The sequence below is a fragment of the Enterococcus songbeiensis genome (genome assembly GCF_005405265.1).
GTDB lineage: Bacteria > Bacillota > Bacilli > Lactobacillales > Enterococcaceae > Enterococcus_C > Enterococcus_C songbeiensis.
The window spans coordinates 51219-67790 of record NZ_BJDS01000015.1; the positions used below are offsets into that span (position 1 = coordinate 51219).

Below are 16572 nucleotides of genomic sequence, written 5' to 3' on the forward strand. Positions count from 1 at the left end.
GTTGCGTTAATAGTAACTGGTGATACAGTATTAACAGCTGATTCACCTTCAAAGGTAATGACCACGGATGTATTGATTTTTAGTCTTTAGCAAATTCCAGATAATTTTTAGTAGTAACTGCTAATTCTACTCTTTCTATTTCAGGATTAGTTGTTGCTAGCAGGATAAGTGAACACCTGTCATCCGTTTTTTCTATGTTGAGAATGGTACCATCTAGTGCTGTTTGATTGGCATTATTTACTCTAGTAAAGAAAAGAACGGCGAAGATGGTCAGTATTGCTAACAACGACAATATAACTACTCTTTTTTTCATTTATTATTCTCCTAAAGATACTATAACATCAATAGACATTTTGCTTATGTATTCGCGACCAACTCAGATTAGTGAAATAAATAGGACTGACAATACGTCTGCCGACTATATCACCATCATGCCCCATGTCCTTCAAAAGGATTTGAAATAAGAAACGAATATTAACTCTGCTCATTGTGTAACCTAAATTGTTTCGGAGATTGACCATAATATTCGCCAAATTTTCGAATGAAATAAGAAACATTAGGTAATCCTATGTCAGCAGCAATTTCTTTTATTGTCTTAGTTGAATTCAGTAATTCTCTTTTTGCATGGTCCATCCGAATAGCCATTAATCTTTGCTGCGGCGTTTGGTTGGTTACTTTCTTAAAAACATGCCGCAAATGAGATTCTGATCCGCGAGCCAAATAAGATAACTCCTCTAATGTCAGATTCAATTGATAATTTTTCTGTAAAATTGTTTCTATCTCCTTTGCCCACAGCACATCATCGATTACTTCATCTGTTGGTCGGCATCTTTTACAGGGGCGATAGCCTTGTTTTTCTGGTTCACTCAAATCGTAATATATTTCTATATTTTCTTTATTCGGGATACGTGAATGACAAGATGGTCGGCAAAAAATCTTGGTTGTTTTTACTGCGTAACGAAACAGGTCATCATAGGTTTCATCATTTTCCACAATTGCTTGCCATTCTTTGTTAGTGACCATTTTATGCCTCCTTTAAATGCGTATATTTTCCAATTTTTTTCTTTCTACTCCTTCTAAAGCCAACAATGCAATTTTGCGATTCATTCCACCGGCATAGCCCGTCAAAGAGCCATCCGTTCCCACCACTCTATGACAGGGAATTAAGATAGTTATTGGATTGTGTCCAACAGCTCCCCCAACAGCGCGGGCAGAACTTTTTTTGCCATTTTCTCGGTTAAATATCTTATCAGCAATTTCTTTATAAGTAATTGTTTGACCATAAGGTACGCCTTCTAAAATTTCCAATACTTTTTTTCGAAATTCTGTTACTTCGGGTGCAAGGAATGATTGGTCTACTTCTGGATTTTTCCCTGCAAAATACTGTTCTAACCACTTTTTTACCCATTTGGTGACCTGATTGCTTCCGCTGTTTATGACTGATAAATCATATTGTGAACCATGATACGATTGATTTTCAAACCAAATATCTTTAACTGTTTTTTCATCACACAAAATATCTAGCTTACCTAGCGGTGATAAATAGTCACTTTTATATAGCATATTTCTGATCCTCCTGTTTAAAGCTGCTAAACGACACCAAATAATTCTAATTAGGTTCCTACGTAATCTAATAGTAACAAAAATTAGGTGCAAAAAATATCACTATGTGGCTTTTTAATTCATTGTTTGGATTTCCTTTATAAATAAAAAAGCAGAGAAAATTACCCAATTTTTTGGCAATCAGTCCCTGCTATTATATATTGTTTTTATAAGGCTAAATTTTTAGAGGCTAGTCAACTTTTGAAACTAGCTCAAACGTTTGATGGTTTCGACTGGATGATCTTATCCCTAATAAATGCGGGTATGCCTATTTAATCTCTAATAAATTTTGGTAGAGTGGTTTCGTACGCAAATCGTATACGCCCAAAGAGCCCTTTGCTAGTTCAAAGACCCGTAGCACTTCTTTACTCGTTGGTGTTGGATAAATCTGATTTAGATATGCATTTTTTTCAAAAATTTCATCTAAATATTTTGTCCCAATTTCTTCCACTTTTCCTTTGACTGTGATTGAGATTGAAGACATGGTATCTTCTCCCTTTATTCCCGTAATCGCAACGTATGGGTGAGTTAATAGTTGAGTATAAAATGGTTTAGTATTTGCGGTTAAAAAGAATAACTTATTTCCCTTTATGAGCATCACATCAATAATACGAGATTCAGGCATGCCATTTTTATCTACTGTTGAAAAGACGGTATACTGAATTTCATCTTTTAAAAATTGCAAATAGTCTGCGATGGTCATTTTGTTGTGATCCATTTGTGTCACTTCTTTCTGTTCATTTTTTCACGGAAACCACACTTGGTTATCTAACAACTACATGCGTAAGGTAACTGCTACATTCAAAACAAGTCCAAAAATCAAGAAAATCCATGTCCAATAATTATTTGGTATGAAAAACAGTGAGGATCGATCTTTTACTTGAACCCGTTCGCCTGTCTGCTCATTCACATGGGTTTGGACTTCATCTGAAATATAGCGTTTCGTCAGAAAATAATTTATTCCCGCAGTTAATAGCGTAGTAAACAAACCTTCTATAAAGAAAATTATAGGATTTGAATCACCTAATGGCAGACGATTAATAAACCAGTAACCTAGAACGCTCCCGATAATAAGTGCTAACAGCACTAATCCACCTTTTTCTCGCCAAATAATCATATTACTTCCACTCTATTCTTACTAAATTTTTCTTGAGAAATTCTGAGCACTTTTTACCTATAGAGTTTTCTAAAATTTGTACTTGTAATGCGTTCTTGTCATTAGAAAATGTTCTGTAGAATTGCGCCTCATTTGTTTTATTATATAAGAATTTAAAAACAAAAACGTGTCAATCTTTAACCTCAAGTGAACAATTTATGACAAGTTATAAAAAATATCATGAAATTTGGCGAAAAATAGAGTTGTTAGAAAAAATTTATTTTTGCGTATCAATAGTCGTTACATTTACTTATTCATTCTGTAGGATATTCCTGATAATCATTCATTTATCAAGAGATTCGGGTGTAATTGATAATTCATTTAGTTGGGAAGTTTATTTTAAGGCCAATTCAATAGTTGTATCACCAATATGGACAAATACTGAATGATAGACATCATATTCAGGGTAACTGTAAGTTGCCTGATAATATTCTTGTCCGTTTAAAATAACCCGTTTTCCATTTTTTTGCTTGTATGAATTTTTTCCATTGCTGTCATTACTTAAAATAATTTCTGCAGCTTTTTCAGTGATTTTAGCATCATCACCAATTTTCAAATTAAGGACAAGTGTTGTAGGGGTTACTTTTGCAAATATATCCGACTGAAGGTCCGTGTTCTCAGCTTCCATCCTTAAAGAAGGCATGGCTTGTTTCGTCACGTTTTGAATAGGCAATTCCCAACGTCCGGTCTCTTGAACAAAATCCTCTCTGACCTTTTCAGTATGAAAATCAGAGTCAGAATTTTTAGTACTTCCCCCCACACTCGTTGATATTTTTGTAACGATTACTTTTGCTTGCTGCAGTTCTTTTCTTAAGTCAGTATTTTCCAGCGTTTGTGTCACAGTAAAATCAATAGTATGATTATTCTTATCTATCCTACTATTCTCTGTATAGTTTCCTTTGATCTTGGGCAAATAGTCCTTTTCGGTTAGACCGCTGTTGAAATCGAATAAAACATGATCTTGCTTGTCAAGAATCGCAAAGTTAATCACATATTGATTATATTTATCCTTCAGTAGCTTTGATTTTTCTGAAAGTTCGGCAGATAAGGACAATCCGATTTCGTTTTGATCGAAATATATCTCGTTTAATCGCATGATAATTCCCTGATCCTCAACAAAATAATCTTGTGATTGGACAAAATTTGACTGAACAAGTTTTTCAGAGGTAAATTGGTCAAAATTTAAAAAATTTCTCAAAGCATTACCAATGGGAGCAGAAAATACTATTACGGAAAAAATACAAATTGCTGCAGAGAACAAGAAAAAGTAGTTTATGTGCTTACTTTTAGTTTTTTTGGTTGATTTTTTCTGTATTCCATTTTCGATTTCAGAATAAACTTCATCAAGTGATTGCCGGACAACCCTTGGCATTTCTTTAGATGTATTCATGGCTTGTCTAATTTTCTCATCAAAATTATCCAAATTATTCATCCTCCTTCAAGTCTTTCAATGTTCTTTTAAGCAGTATTTTTCCTCTAGCTAGCTTCGACTTTATCGTGCCAATCGGTTCATTCAAAATCAAACCTATTTCTTTAATGCTAAACCCGCTTTGATAATATAAAATGAGTGGAATACTATAAATCGGATTCAATGTTTTGGTGATAAATTCCATCAAAAATTCTGATTCATCGATTTTATTTTGAGAATAATATTTATCTTGGTTGATTTTTTCTATGTCAATGGTGGAAAATCGTTTATTTTTTTCAAGGAGATTCTTACATTCGTTAATCAAAATACGACAAAGCCAAGTTTGAAAATAAGCTTCATTTTTAAGCGTATTGATCTGTAGATATGCTTTTAACATTGTTTCCTGCAATACGTCGGCACAATCTTGGTCATTACCAAGAATTTTGTAGGCAATGTTGAAAAGGCGGTTTTCCTGCTTTCTAACAAGTAAGACAAAAGCTTCACCATCTCCCTGTTTTGCTCTCTTTACTAACAATTCATCAGTCAAAAGTATCTATCCTCCCAGCTTTACTATGTATGATTTTTTTCCTTACATCTATTAGACAATTAAAGAACAAAAAAGGTTGCATTGAAAGCAAAAAAAAGAATTATGATCCTCATTAATCATAATTCTTCATAGATAGGTAAAAAACTATTTATACTTTCAGTCTATTCCCCAAGGCCAGCTCAATACAGGACTCAATCAGTTGAGAAAGAGAGTTACCTGCTGCGGCCATCATTCTGGGGTATCGACTGTAAGAGGTGAACCCTGGTAAAGTATTGATTTCATTGATTACCAACTGCCCGTCTTCACGCAAAAATAAATCGATACGGGCAAGTCCTTCACAACCTAAACTTCGAAAAATTTCTTTAGCAGTATGTTGAATTTCTTTTCTTTTTTCAGCCGGTATATCAGCTGGGACGGTAAAAAAAGAATTTTCTGAACCATTTTCCGGTGTTTCTTCTTGATGAATACGAAAAATACCGTGGGATAAGGTAATTTGATCAACTTCACCAACGACAAGATTGTCGCGGTTTCCTAAGACAGCACAACCAACTTCCGCTCCGATAACCGCTTCTTCAATCAGGATTTTGGTGTCATATTTCCTAGCCGCTTCAATCGCAGCCCATAACTCTGCTTGTTTTTTCACTTTTGTCACGCCAAAGGAGGAGCCTGATCGTGCAGGTTTGACAAAAACAGGATAGGAAAAGTTCTTTTCTGCAATGTTTGTCTCTTCATTAATGACTGAAAAATTCGGAGTTAAAAATCCGGCGTTTCTGGCAACGGTGTAAGTCAATGCTTTATCCATACAGATAACGGAGCTTTCAATTCCGCACCCTACATAAGGAATACCGGATAATTCAAATAATCCTTGGATTGCTCCATCCTCTCCGGTTTTTCCGTGAAGCGCTGAAAAAGCTACATCAATAGGAATAAGCTGATATTCTTTTTCTTTTAAGACAATCAATCCGTGAATCGCTTTGTCCGGTGAAAGGATTGCTGGCTGACAACTCTCCTGCTCCCAGCCAATTTTTGGCCTACCGCATAATCGCCAGGCACCTTCTTTGGTGATTCCAATATAAATTGGTTGAAATTTTTCTGTATTGATATGCTCGGCAATTTCTCTTGCGGATTTTACAGAAACTTCATGTTCCTCTGAAGCTCCTCCAAATAAAATGACGATGTTTAACTTACTCATACTGATTTCCCCTTCTAAAATTAGTTTATTATTGCGCTAAATATTCTTCTAAACAGATTGCTTGATCGTAAATTTTTGTAGCAGCAGCAACCCCCACATATCGATAATGCCACGGCTCATTGATTACTCCAGTTATGGTTGTTTTATTTGCGGGATAACGATTGATGAACCCAAATTTATGGGCGTTTATTTTTAACCAGCCATACACCTCCTCAGAGGAAGAACGCAGCTGATCTTCATTGATATCTACGGCAATTCCTAGTTGGTGCTCACTCGTTCCAGGAAGTGCAACCCATTGTTCCGCTTTTTCTTCTGCTTGATTTTTACCGTACCCCTCAGACTGATACTCAGCAATTTTTTCATCCAGCAATTTCTGTTGCTCTTTTGTACTTCGATATCCAGACACAACTACCGGATAAACGTTCTCTGCTCTTGCTGCATCAAACATTTTTTGCAGAAAAGGATAAATTCGCTGATCAATTAATTGCCCATTCGATAGTTCTTTTAATTCTACCGAATAGTTGTTAGGTATTGTGTGCCATTTATTAACAAGAATAAGAGCCCAGTCAGATGAATCAGTAGTCGTTTTTATTGTAGACTGCGCATCTGTCGTAGCAAAACCAAGCACGGATTCCTCAAAAAAGTCATGTTTATTCTCTGGTATACCAATGAAATAAACCAGCCCTGCTACAAGTACCAAAAGGAAGCTGCCGGTGGTTCGCCACCCTTTTTTCGTTTTGAAAAATCGACTTCCAAAAGTATAGATAAAAAATCCACCTAGACCACCAACCGTATTTAAAAGTAAATCATCGACATCAGAAATATCTTGAGCCAAGATATATTGCGCTAGTTCAAGCGTCAGACTCAGAAAAAATGATCCTGCCAAAATGCGTAGCAAATGGCGATGTTTTGATGATAGGACCGTAACCATATATCCAAATGGGACAAATAAAAGAGCTTTTCCTAACAACCTACTGGCTCCAGCTAGAGAAGCTCCGCCCCTAAATGGAATGATATTGATGCTTCGTCCACCTAAATTTTCAACTTGAAAAAGAGATAGTTTGAGAACAATCAGTAGATAAACGACCAGTAATATGGTAATGATTATTTTTTCAATAGTTGCTTTTTTCATATGATTTCTCCTCTAAAAGTAATAACTTTGTTCTACGGTCATTATTATGGCAAAGCTATCTGTATCTAAACTGGATATTTCCTGTAGTTTTTCTGTAGAGACAAAAAAAACGACCAATTTCATGGTCGTTTCTACATTTATTTAGATACTTTTGGGAAAAGTAGCCTGAAACAATACGCCTTCTTCCGTGTTTTCTAATTTAAATTCGGTATTCATTTCATTCAGTAGTCTTTGCACGATGGTCAGACCTAGTCCACTGCGATGTTCTTTTCCCGTTCGTGCTTTGTCACCTCGATAAAATGGGTCAAAAATCTTTGTCAAAATTTTATTATCGATTTGCGCCTGTGCATTCAAGACGTTTAGTCGATAACTGTCAGAATACTCTTCACTCCAAATACAAATTGTCGCTTCATTCGGAGAATTTTGTAGCGCATTGGCTAGGACATTGGACAAGACTTTTCTTAACATGTTCACATCAGCAAGAATAAATGTTTCTGCTGGAATAGTTATCTTGATAACCTGTCTTGATTCTTCAAGCAACGACTGGTATGGCAGTAGAGCTTCATTGACAGACGAAAGTAAATCTACTTTTTCAGGTGATGCAATTATTTTTCCATCGTTCAGTTTAACTAATTCCAATATCTCAGAAACCAGCTCACTTTGCCTATCCATTAATTTCAAACATTCCCGCAAATATTTAGGATGATTTTTATATTCTCCGATGTTTGCCAGCATCCCCTCTAATAAAATACTCGTGGCAGCAATCGGTGTTTTCAATTCATGAGAAGCCGCTGAAAAGAAATCTCTTTGAGCTTCTTCCATCTCCCGCTCGCGGATAATCTCATTTTGTTGGTGGGCAATTGTCTCTTTTAGTTTATGATACATTGAATGAATATCTCGGGATAAATCCCCCAATTCATCTTTACGATTCGGCAAACTTTGGGTCATATCTTCAAGCTTAGACATTTTCTTTGTATCTTCTGCCAGCCTTTTTATGGGATCAGCAATTTGCTTTGTAAAAACATACGCAATCACTAAGCACAAAATCACAATAAAGATAAAAATAAGTAATCCCCGCAAGAGCATTTCCCGATGAAATTCCGTCAGAACTGGACGAGTTTGGGCAATAATGGAATACCCCAAGGAATCATCTTTATAAACGACATAATAAAAGTCCTTTTGTGCATCAGCTGTAATATCTGCTTCAGGAGTGGCGTAAATTTCCTGATTTCTACCACTAGCAATCGCAAATTCAAAAGATTGATTCTCGTTATAAAATTTTTCAGCTACCTCCGGGATGTTGTCATAATCACTGTTTTTTACTCGATTTACTAATGGCTGATAAGAAGTAAAAATTTGCTCTTTTTCCACCGACCGATACAAGGTGAAAAACTGATTATAAAATAATCCCGCCGTGACAAGAACTAAAAACAGCATGGCAAGAATCGTATAGCTGAATATTTTTAGAAAAATCCCATTTTTCCTCATGGTTTCTCCTCTAAATAATAACCCACGCCGCGTACTGTTTTAATAATATTTTCCGGCAGTTTATTTCTTAAATTTTTGATGTGGGTATGAATTGTACTTTCGTCTCCCTCAAATTCATAGCCCCAAACACGAGACAAAATAAATTCGTGGGTGAGCGTCTTCCCTTTGCTTTGAATCATCAGCATTAAAATCTCAAATTCTTTTAATGTAAGTCCTAACTCTTCTCCGTCATAAGTTCCGTTGAAACTTTCTGGAAAAAGTGTCAGTTTCCCCCGATGAAGCTCCTTTGATAAAGCACCTGTTCGGCGAAGCAGAGCTTCTACCCGTTTTAGTAATAATTGAATTTTAAATGGTTTCGTTACATAATCATCGGCCTCTTCATCAAAGGCTTTTAGCTCATTTTCATCATCAGATAGAGCTGTCATCATTAAAACAGGGGTATCGTTAAGCTTCCGTAATTCCCGTAAAAGCTCATGTCCATTCATTCCCGGCAGCATGATATCCAGAATCACCAACTGATAGATGGTTTCATACATTTTTTCATACGCATCATTTCCATCTGAACAGGCATCCACCTCATACCCAGCTTCAGTCAAAAAAGTTTTTACTGTATTGCAAATATTCTCATCATCTTCGACAAGCAAAATCCGTACAACCATATTTTCCCCTCCCATTAGAAATTTTACTAGGACAATCTGTGTTTTTTCTGTATTTAAAATTATTTACTTTTTCGAAAATAAATGCGTTACACGAGAAAAAAATTTTTAGGTCTTCATACATCAAGTTATACCGCAAAAATGCTAGAATATCGAGTATAGTCTTAATGAAAGTTACTATTTTCTTTCCTGTAGTTTGCATTAAACGATTTCTTTATTTACTACTAATTTATGACTCAAAAATAACCCATATAAAATAAATAGTTGAGTGTTCCTATTTAAAAATGATACTATGAATTGTACGTAATCTATTCAGCAATTTAAGATATCCTATGATTATTATTTCTTAAAAAATAACTAATTATCTTCTCTTGCGTCAACTGACTAACCATTTTCCAAATAAGCTATTTTCTTAAAGTCCCTATTCTTACTAAAAAGGAGCTCACCGTTATGAAAATCATCAAAGTCAGCACCGCTTCCCATGACCTTCGTCCCGCAATCAGCAAGATATTTGTTGAAGGTTTCTATGAATGGTTAAAATTTTTCTCCAAAGATAAAGAAAAATTAGCCCAAACCTTTACACATATTTTTAATCCAGAAGTTTTTTATGCCGCGGTAGAAAATGATATCGTTTTGGGTTTTGCAGCCTGTAGTGATGGCACAAATCCATCGGTTCAATTAAAACAGCAAGAATTTAGAAAACACCTTGGATTCATCAAAGGAACGATCGCCTATCGTGTTTTGAGACGCGAATTTGAGGAAAAACCGTACCCTTTTGAAATTTTGCCAGATATGGGTGCGGTGGAGTTTGTTGCTACAGATAGTCAACATCGAGGCAGAGGCGTAGCAACACAAATTATCCGCTATATTCATGAGACTACTCCCTATACTACGTATGTTTTAGAAGTAGCCGACACAAATACCAAAGCACTCAAGCTTTACGAAAAACTTGGTTATCACGTCTTTAAATCCGTTGCGGAACGTCACGCTAAGCGTAGTGGTTTTAATTTTTATCTGTACATGGAATATACAAAATCATGATAGGTACTCTAACTGCAAAGTTGCTTATTTGGCAACTTTTTTTGTAACGATAATCAAAAATTATTTTCTTTCTGCAAAAAATCTTGTTGATAATCTCTCACATATTCCTCGAAAGAAGTCGCTTTTCGCCCTAAAACTTGTTCAACTGTCGCTGTTACCTTCTTTGCATTCCCAAGTTGGGTGATGAGGTAAAGCATCACCATCACATTCACGTAGTCTTTTTTTATTCCTCTTTGCAGCATGGTCCTACGAAAGCCCAATAAGCTTGGTTTGCTGTAACTAATTGTTTTCCCTAAAATATTGGTCATAATCGCTGCAATTTCATTATACGTCCATGCTTTTTCTCCAGTTATTTCCAGTTCTTTGTTTATGTAATCGTTCGATAACAGGCATTTTGCACTGACTGCGGCAATATCTCTTGTATCAATGAAACTGGTTCTTGAGTTACCGGCTGGAATGTACAATTCATGATGATCACGAATATCTGCTACATGTGTGGTGTTTAGATTTTGCATAAAGAAGCTTGGTCGGATAAACGTATGAGGAATACCTAATTCAAGAATTTTCTTTTCAATTTTATGATGCGGGGTAACTGGATTCTTTTCAACGCCAATCAAGGAGACAAACACGACTTGTTTTATCTTTCTTGCTTTGACTTCCTCTAAAAAAGGAAACATATCTTTTTTTGGATCTGCTAGTTGTGGAGGACGAATAAAAAATACTCGATCAACATTTTCTAATGCTTTTGAAAAAGTCGCTGGGTTCAGAAAATCAAATTTAATCAGTTCTACATTGGCAAAGTTCGCAAAGCGAGTGGTTGCACTCTCAGGATGAAAAATGCCAGCAATAACTTGAACATTTTTATTTTTTGATAACTCTTTTATTAGCGGAAATCCAATATTTCCTGTTCCACCGATAACTAATATTTTTTCCATTAGACTACTTCCCCACTATCTAATTTTTGTAAAATTTGATTTAATCGTTCACTCTCATTTTGAGAAAGCTTGGCGGTAAATTCCTCTAAAATTTGATTGCTGATTTTCACAGCTTTTGTGCAAATATCCATACCCTCTTGACTTAAAAATAAATCAAAAGCCCGACTATCCGCTTTATTTTTTCGTTTGTATATGAGTTTTTTATTTTCTAACCGTTTAATAATTGCCGAGATAGTCGGTTTATCCATATCAAGAATTTTTGCCAATTCATTAGCGGTCATTAACTTAGCATGGTCATAATGACTCAACTGCTGGATCACTGCCCACTGCTGCACCGTAATATCTAAAGGATGTAGCGCATAATTTAGTTTATATCTCAATTTTTTAGACACGCTCATTAATAAATAGCCCGTGTTACCCATTCAATCATCTCCTAATATGGTTAGTTTACTAACTATATTCTGAAAAGTAAAGCTTTTATCCAGGCAAAAAACGAAATTCATTCTTATCTCCAAAAAAACAGAGAAACTTTTCCAATTTTGGAATTTGCCTCTCTGCTTTCTTGTCTCTTTTAATAAGCTTGCTTCAAAAATTATTTTTTATAAAGTGCGAAAGTGTTCCTTCTGCTCTTTGTTCAAATGCTCCATTGCATATCTCAATTGAACGCGTGGCATATCATGCGCATATTTTTCAAGAAATGCGAGTAACTGTGTCTCATCTACATCACCTGCTGCCCGTAACATCCAGCCAGAAGCTTTATGAATCAGATCTTCCTGATCTTTTATCAGTAGCTTCGCAATTTCAAACGTATCTTTTATTTCTCCTTGCTTAATAAAAAAGCCTGTGGTGACAATAGCAGTTCGTCGTTCCCAAATATTTTGTGATTTTGCTAAATCATGAAGAACATCCCGAGGTTTATCGATTAAGTATCTTCCCACCACCCATGGTGCACTACGATCAACGATATCCCAATTATTAATGCGATCATGACGGCGCAAATAAAGCTCAAATAATTGCTTACGCTGATCTTCTGTAATTTTCTTGCTTCGTGCCTGCCAATCCATAACACTCACAGCTCCAACACGTGCTTCATGGATTGGGCTTTCTAAGACCTTTTCAATTTCTGAAAGTGGAAGCTGAATGAACTTCTTGGCTAATTTGAAGACATTCCCCATCCGTACACCGATAAAATAATCTTGCACCGACTGTTTTTCTTTTTCAAATGTAAAAAAGTGCTGATATTTATCCAGCTCGTCCTCAGATTGAAGGTCCTCTAATTCATCTAAAAATTGCGTAGCAGTTAGGTTCTTAGACATAAGAAATCTCCTTTTTTTTTAAATTATAGCGTAATTTTTGTGATTCGACTAATTTATTTCACATCCTATAGCTTCCTCAATATTATAGAGAAAGTATTCAAAAATCCTTTCCATTTTCAAATTGTTCCTTAACTAAAAAGAGCAGAAAAAGGAAAACCTTCTTTCTGCCCGTTTTAGTATTTGTGTGAAATTTCCACTTATAACGCTTCAACAATCTTTTGAAGAATATTCTCCACTGTCACGCCATTTTCAGTAAGTAATTCTGCTGCGTTGTAACGATCATGAAAGGCTTTTTCTAGCCCATAGGTTTGGACTTTAATCTTGGTGTTTCCAAAATAGTCGGCAACCGTTTGTCCGTACCCGCCATCGATGATCCCATCTTCCATTGTCACAACGAGTTGATGGTCAGCACTCAAATGATTAAGTAATTCCGTATCTAACCCCGAAATAAATCTTGGATTGATCAAGGTTGCTTTGATTCCATGCTTTTCTTCCAACCCTACTGCTACTTCTTCAGCCAACTGATAAAAATTACCAAGTCCGAGAAGAGCCACTTGTTTTCCTTCTTGGATCACTTGATTCTTGAAAAGTTGAGAATAATCGGTCGTATCTGGAATACCTGTTTCTTTTAGCGGACCAACAGGTACACGAATAGCAACCGGATGATTCGTTTGGTCAATAGACCAGTCAAGCATGGCAAGGTATTCTTCCATATTAGTAGGTGCAAGATAGACGATGTTTGGAATATGACTCAAATAAGAAATATCAAAAATTCCCAAGTGACTCTCATCATTCATTCCATTGACAGAGGCACCATAAACCAAAATTGTTCCTGGTAAATCGTTTAAGGCTAAATCATGAGAAATTTGGTCATAGCTTCGTTGCATAAAAGTTGATGTGACTGCCCAAATGGGTTTAACGCCATTCTTTGCTAAGCCCGCCGTCATACTTGCTGCGTGCTGTTCTGCAATACCCACATCCACAAACTGTTTGCCGACTTTTCTTCGCTGTTCCTGATTAAAAACAACCATGGGTGTTCCAGCATTGATTGCCACGACTTTAGGATCACTGGCCATTTTTTTCATTAAGAAATCGGTCGTGACACTTCCATAAGAATTCCCGCTGTTTCTTCGAGTGTATTCCCCGGTTTCCAAACTAAATGGACCGCCAGCATGGAATTTTTCTCGATTTTCTTCAGCAAATCTAAACCCTTTACCTTTGATTGTATGAATATGCAGCAAAATCGGATGATCAGAATCTTTTACCTGTTCAAACAGAGCAATCAATGCGTTTAAATCATTCCCATTATCAAGATAACGATAATCAAAGCCCAACGCTTTAAAGAAATTATTTTCTGCCGCACCGTTTGTTTCTCGTAATCCGCGCAGGTTTTGATAGATACCCCCATGGTTTTCGGCAATGGATTGATCGTTATCATTCACAATCACGATTGTATTTGTTCCTTGCTCAATAATGTTATTAAGCCCCTCATAAGCTAATCCACCGGAAAGTGATCCGTCTCCGATAACAGCAACGACATTACTAGTTTCCTCTTTTAAATCCCGCGCTTTTGCGACACCATTGGCTAAAGAAAGAGACGTTGATGTGTGACCTACCGTGAAAAGATCATGTTCACTTTCTTTTGGATTTGTATAACCCGAGACATCGTCATAATGTACTGAATCAATAAATGCTTGCACACGTCCGGTCAGCATTTTATGAATATAACTTTGATGGGAGACATCAAAAATAAATTTATCTACTGGTGATTGAAAAACATAGTGCATTGCAACGGTCATTTCCACAACACCAAGATTGGGACCGTTATGTCCTCCATGATGGCTGACCTTTTCTAGCAGTGCTTGTCGTGCTTCATCAACTAATAGTTGTAACTGTGCAGAGGATAATTTTTTTACATCCTCTGGACCTTTGATTGTTTCTAAAATCATAGTATTCCTCCTTCATTCTGGGTTAGTGTACACCTTAAACTGGACTTTAAGTCAAGTTTATTTTAGGATTTTTCAAAATATTTTCATCTATTTATTGAAAATATTTTGACTTTGCAAATAGTCTATGCTAAAAATAGACTATAAATAAGGGAATGAATGTCTCCCTTGGTATAAACCAAAACCGCAAAAGAGCTGATGACTTCTACAAGTGAACTTATTTGTAGATTTCTCGGCTTTTTTTATGATTTTTAGAAAGGGAAAAAGCGATGGAACAGACAAAAAAATATTTTTTAAAACAAGAAGGCGCGCTTTATGGCTCGGTTATTTTTGTTGCTAGTATGATGGGAATTATTTCCCACTACTTATTAAGCGTTTTGCACTTTGTTTCTACGTTGCGAGAAAATAATAACTTTTTCCTTTTTTTCTTGCCATTTATCGGAGTGCTGACTGCCTACGTCTATCAAAATTATGGAAAAGGCGCACAAAAAGGCAATAATTTAATTATTGAAAGTACTCAAAAAGAAGGACTGGTTCCATTACGGATGGCAGTATTTACCTTTATCTTTACCATCTTGACCCATTTATTCGGAGGATCTGCTGGTCGTGAAGGATCTGCGGTGCAAATCGGTGGCGTTTTATCGAACAAAACTGGGACCTTCTTCAAATTAGAGAAAGAGAAAAGAAAACAATTAATTCATGCTGGCATAAGCGCAGGATTTTCTTCCATCTTTGGTACTCCTTTAGCTGGTGCATTTTTTGGAATGGAAATGGTCTTTATTGGAAAACTAGAACGAAACTCTTTGATTCCCTGCTTTCTCGCTTCATATTTAGCTAATTTTATTTCTATTCAGATGGGAACGACTCATGAACTACATCAAATCAAAGATATTCCCCAATTCAGCGTATCTATTCTTTTGATTGTTGTGCTCGCATCTGTTTTGTTTGGTATTTTCGGCTATTTATTTGCTTGGTGGGTACACACGTTAAAAAGAATCTACCAAGAAAAGATGAACAATTATCTGCTTCGTGCCTTTATTGCTTCGGTTATTTTTGTTGCATTCATTTTTATTTTTAATGGTCAAAAATATGAAGGGTTGAGCTTGGGAATTATTGATGAAGCATTTGCAGGTGGTTCTTCCTTTTTCGATCCGATATTAAAATTATTTTTTACAGGTTTGACATTAGGGGCGGGTTTTCAAGGTGGAGAAGTGACCCCATTATTTGATATTGGCTCTAGCCTGGGAAGTGCGCTGGGAGGCTTCACAGGAATTTCCCCCTCCTTCTTAGCTGCTTTAGGCCTGATTGCTGTATTTGGTTGTGCAGCCAATGCGCCATTAACGACCATTATGTTAGGCATTGACCTTTTTGGAACAGAAGCTATTCCCTACTATGTAATCGCGGCTTTCGTCAGTTATCTCGTCTCCGGTCATCAAGGAATTTACACGTCACAAACTATTGTTCATTCCAAACTGTTCTTTTTAAAACACCACGAAGGTTATCAATTAAAGGATATAAAAAATATAAAGTAAGTCAAAAAAAACTGTTGTAGATGAAATATTGGTTCTTTGTCCAATGATGTTGGTGAAGAGTAATCTTAGAATTATTGGCGACCAACGGACTTTTTCATTGATAAAGCAGTGTTTTTTCGCTACAGAGGTACTGCAACAAACGTCCGCCGACAAGCTTCTATATTTAAAACGGTGTTTCGTGAGTTCAAGGTAGGTACAGTATTTTGAAACAACGTCATTCTTACTGTGATTGGATTCTTTGGCTGTATAGAGCAATTTTCCATGATGAATATTTCAGATTTGACCTTTGTATTTTTCCTTTGTTAGACAAATTTCGTTAAATGTAGCCGATTGATCTAGAATATCCAATCTTTCTTTGATAAGCTAAGTGTAGGACATCTTGATTCCTCCTTTTGGGTTGGTTCGCCAAATTAATTCTAAAGGATTTCAGGTTGTCTTTTCTATTGTTTTTGAAAATAAAAAAGATGCCAGTGAGATTCACCAACATCAAAAAGTATAGAGCCTAAAAATCAGTCATCTGATGCGACATATTTTCCATCTTCGGATAATTTATTAACTTGTTTTTCAGTCGTAGATGTATTGGTTGATGAAGAACTAGGTTTAGAAGTGCTATTACTCTTA

The 16572-nt window shown here is 36.0% G+C and carries 16 protein-coding genes, 3 pseudogenes and 1 riboswitch; of the genes and pseudogenes, 2 read left to right on the top strand and 17 right to left on the bottom strand.

Going from position 1 to position 16572, the window contains the following annotated elements; genetic code table 11:
- Nucleotides 1–79 precede the first annotated feature (79 nt).
- The 12 genes and pseudogenes from FFM66_RS08235 to FFM66_RS08285 form a co-directional block, all read right to left on the bottom strand.
- Nucleotides 80–313 carry a hypothetical protein gene (locus FFM66_RS08235; RefSeq protein WP_137605587.1) on the bottom strand — a complete coding sequence of 78 codons (234 nt, stop codon included), beginning with the start codon at nucleotides 311–313 and terminating at the stop codon, nucleotides 80–82.
- Between the two features lie 161 nt (nucleotides 314–474).
- The gene (locus FFM66_RS08240) at nucleotides 475–1023 is read right to left on the bottom strand and encodes a bifunctional transcriptional activator/DNA repair enzyme AdaA (RefSeq protein WP_137605588.1); all 549 of its coding nucleotides are present in this window, start codon (nucleotides 1021–1023) and stop codon (nucleotides 475–477) included.
- A 12-nt stretch (nucleotides 1024–1035) separates the two neighbouring features.
- A complete protein-coding gene (locus FFM66_RS08245) occupies nucleotides 1036–1563 on the bottom strand; it encodes a methylated-DNA--[protein]-cysteine S-methyltransferase (RefSeq protein ID WP_137605589.1) in 528 nt (175 codons plus the stop codon).
- Nucleotides 1564–1870: 307 nt separating this feature from the next.
- Entirely contained in the window at nucleotides 1871–2320 is a 450-nt protein-coding gene (locus FFM66_RS08250) for a pyridoxamine 5'-phosphate oxidase family protein (RefSeq protein ID WP_048603489.1), read from the bottom strand.
- A 57-nt stretch (nucleotides 2321–2377) separates the two neighbouring features.
- A complete protein-coding gene (locus tag FFM66_RS08255; RefSeq protein ID WP_137605590.1) occupies nucleotides 2378–2719 on the bottom strand; it encodes a hypothetical protein in 342 nt (113 codons plus the stop codon).
- 373 nt (nucleotides 2720–3092) lie between these two features.
- The gene (locus tag FFM66_RS08260; RefSeq protein WP_161526851.1) at nucleotides 3093–4181 is read right to left on the bottom strand and encodes a DUF4179 domain-containing protein; all 1089 of its coding nucleotides are present in this window, start codon (nucleotides 4179–4181) and stop codon (nucleotides 3093–3095) included.
- A gap of 1 nt (nucleotide 4182) precedes the next feature.
- Entirely contained in the window at nucleotides 4183–4713 is a 531-nt protein-coding gene (locus tag FFM66_RS08265) for an RNA polymerase sigma factor (RefSeq protein WP_237579228.1), read from the bottom strand.
- 148 nt (nucleotides 4714–4861) lie between these two features.
- On the bottom strand, nucleotides 4862–5905 hold the full coding sequence (vanA, locus tag FFM66_RS08270; RefSeq protein WP_137605593.1) for a D-alanine--(R)-lactate ligase: 1044 nt from the start codon (nucleotides 5903–5905) through the stop codon (nucleotides 4862–4864).
- Between the two features lie 28 nt (nucleotides 5906–5933).
- Nucleotides 5934–6512: pseudogene (locus FFM66_RS08275) on the bottom strand (M15 family metallopeptidase); the annotation flags it as partial.
- A gap of 159 nt (nucleotides 6513–6671) precedes the next feature.
- Nucleotides 6672–7037 (bottom strand): annotated as a pseudogene (locus tag FFM66_RS11480) (VanZ family protein); the annotation flags it as partial.
- Nucleotides 7038–7178: 141 nt separating this feature from the next.
- A complete protein-coding gene (locus tag FFM66_RS08280; RefSeq protein ID WP_137605594.1) occupies nucleotides 7179–8525 on the bottom strand; it encodes a sensor histidine kinase in 1347 nt (448 codons plus the stop codon).
- Entirely contained in the window at nucleotides 8522–9184 is a 663-nt protein-coding gene (locus FFM66_RS08285; RefSeq protein ID WP_137605595.1) for a response regulator transcription factor, read from the bottom strand. The genes FFM66_RS08280 and FFM66_RS08285 overlap by 4 nt, the downstream gene beginning before the upstream one ends.
- A gap of 447 nt (nucleotides 9185–9631) precedes the next feature.
- Between FFM66_RS08285 and FFM66_RS08290 the strand changes: the two genes are divergently transcribed.
- On the top strand, nucleotides 9632–10222 hold the full coding sequence (locus tag FFM66_RS08290) for a GNAT family N-acetyltransferase (RefSeq protein WP_137605596.1): 591 nt from the start codon (nucleotides 9632–9634) through the stop codon (nucleotides 10220–10222).
- A gap of 53 nt (nucleotides 10223–10275) precedes the next feature.
- On the opposite strand, the gene FFM66_RS08295 is transcribed toward FFM66_RS08290, so the two are convergent.
- The 4 genes from FFM66_RS08295 to FFM66_RS08310 all read right to left on the bottom strand — a co-directional run bounded on the left by FFM66_RS08295 (nucleotide 10276) and on the right by FFM66_RS08310 (nucleotide 14422).
- Entirely contained in the window at nucleotides 10276–11157 is an 882-nt protein-coding gene (locus FFM66_RS08295) for an SDR family oxidoreductase (RefSeq protein WP_137605597.1), read from the bottom strand.
- A complete protein-coding gene (locus FFM66_RS08300) occupies nucleotides 11157–11579 on the bottom strand; it encodes a MarR family winged helix-turn-helix transcriptional regulator (RefSeq protein ID WP_137605598.1) in 423 nt (140 codons plus the stop codon). The genes FFM66_RS08295 and FFM66_RS08300 overlap by 1 nt, the downstream gene beginning before the upstream one ends.
- 177 nt (nucleotides 11580–11756) lie before the next feature.
- Nucleotides 11757–12473: a DNA alkylation repair protein gene (locus FFM66_RS08305; RefSeq protein WP_137605599.1), complete on the bottom strand. Its 717-nt coding sequence runs from the start codon at nucleotides 12471–12473 to the stop codon at nucleotides 11757–11759.
- 197 nt (nucleotides 12474–12670) lie between these two features.
- On the bottom strand, nucleotides 12671–14422 hold the full coding sequence (locus tag FFM66_RS08310) for a 1-deoxy-D-xylulose-5-phosphate synthase (RefSeq protein WP_137605600.1): 1752 nt from the start codon (nucleotides 14420–14422) through the stop codon (nucleotides 12671–12673).
- A gap of 139 nt (nucleotides 14423–14561) precedes the next feature.
- Nucleotides 14562–14634, top strand: a riboswitch (Fluoride riboswitch).
- 54 nt (nucleotides 14635–14688) lie between these two features.
- Between FFM66_RS08310 and FFM66_RS08315 the strand changes: the two genes are divergently transcribed.
- Nucleotides 14689–15951, top strand: coding sequence for a chloride channel protein (locus tag FFM66_RS08315; RefSeq protein ID WP_137605601.1), 1263 nt, complete (start codon nucleotides 14689–14691; stop codon nucleotides 15949–15951).
- A gap of 6 nt (nucleotides 15952–15957) precedes the next feature.
- Here FFM66_RS08315 and FFM66_RS11555 read toward each other — a convergent pair.
- Nucleotides 15958–16311: pseudogene (locus FFM66_RS11555) on the bottom strand (ISL3 family transposase); the annotation flags it as partial.
- Between the last annotated feature and the right edge of the window lie 261 nt (nucleotides 16312–16572).

Bases quoted from the DNA above. Each gene is read 5' to 3' on its own strand.
- FFM66_RS08235 (WP_137605587.1), bottom strand. From the start codon at position 313: ATGAAAAAAAGAGTAGTTATATTGTCGTTGTTAGCAATACTGACCATC.
- FFM66_RS08240 (WP_137605588.1), bottom strand. From the start codon at position 1,023: ATGGTCACTAACAAAGAATGGCAAGCAATTGTGGAAAATGATGAAACC.
- FFM66_RS08245 (WP_137605589.1), bottom strand. From the start codon at position 1,563: ATGCTATATAAAAGTGACTATTTATCACCGCTAGGTAAGCTAGATATT.
- FFM66_RS08250 (WP_048603489.1), bottom strand. From the start codon at position 2,320: ATGGATCACAACAAAATGACCATCGCAGACTATTTGCAATTTTTAAAA.
- FFM66_RS08255 (WP_137605590.1), bottom strand. From the start codon at position 2,719: ATGATTATTTGGCGAGAAAAAGGTGGATTAGTGCTGTTAGCACTTATT.
- vanA (WP_137605593.1), bottom strand. From the start codon at position 5,905: ATGAGTAAGTTAAACATCGTCATTTTATTTGGAGGAGCTTCAGAGGAA.
- FFM66_RS08280 (WP_137605594.1), bottom strand. From the start codon at position 8,525: ATGAGGAAAAATGGGATTTTTCTAAAAATATTCAGCTATACGATTCTT.
- FFM66_RS08285 (WP_137605595.1), bottom strand. From the start codon at position 9,184: ATGGTTGTACGGATTTTGCTTGTCGAAGATGATGAGAATATTTGCAAT.
- FFM66_RS08290 (WP_137605596.1), top strand. From the start codon at position 9,632: ATGAAAATCATCAAAGTCAGCACCGCTTCCCATGACCTTCGTCCCGCA.
- FFM66_RS08295 (WP_137605597.1), bottom strand. From the start codon at position 11,157: ATGGAAAAAATATTAGTTATCGGTGGAACAGGAAATATTGGATTTCCG.
- FFM66_RS08300 (WP_137605598.1), bottom strand. From the start codon at position 11,579: ATGGGTAACACGGGCTATTTATTAATGAGCGTGTCTAAAAAATTGAGA.
- FFM66_RS08305 (WP_137605599.1), bottom strand. From the start codon at position 12,473: ATGTCTAAGAACCTAACTGCTACGCAATTTTTAGATGAATTAGAGGAC.
- FFM66_RS08310 (WP_137605600.1), bottom strand. From the start codon at position 14,422: ATGATTTTAGAAACAATCAAAGGTCCAGAGGATGTAAAAAAATTATCC.
- FFM66_RS08315 (WP_137605601.1), top strand. From the start codon at position 14,689: ATGGAACAGACAAAAAAATATTTTTTAAAACAAGAAGGCGCGCTTTAT.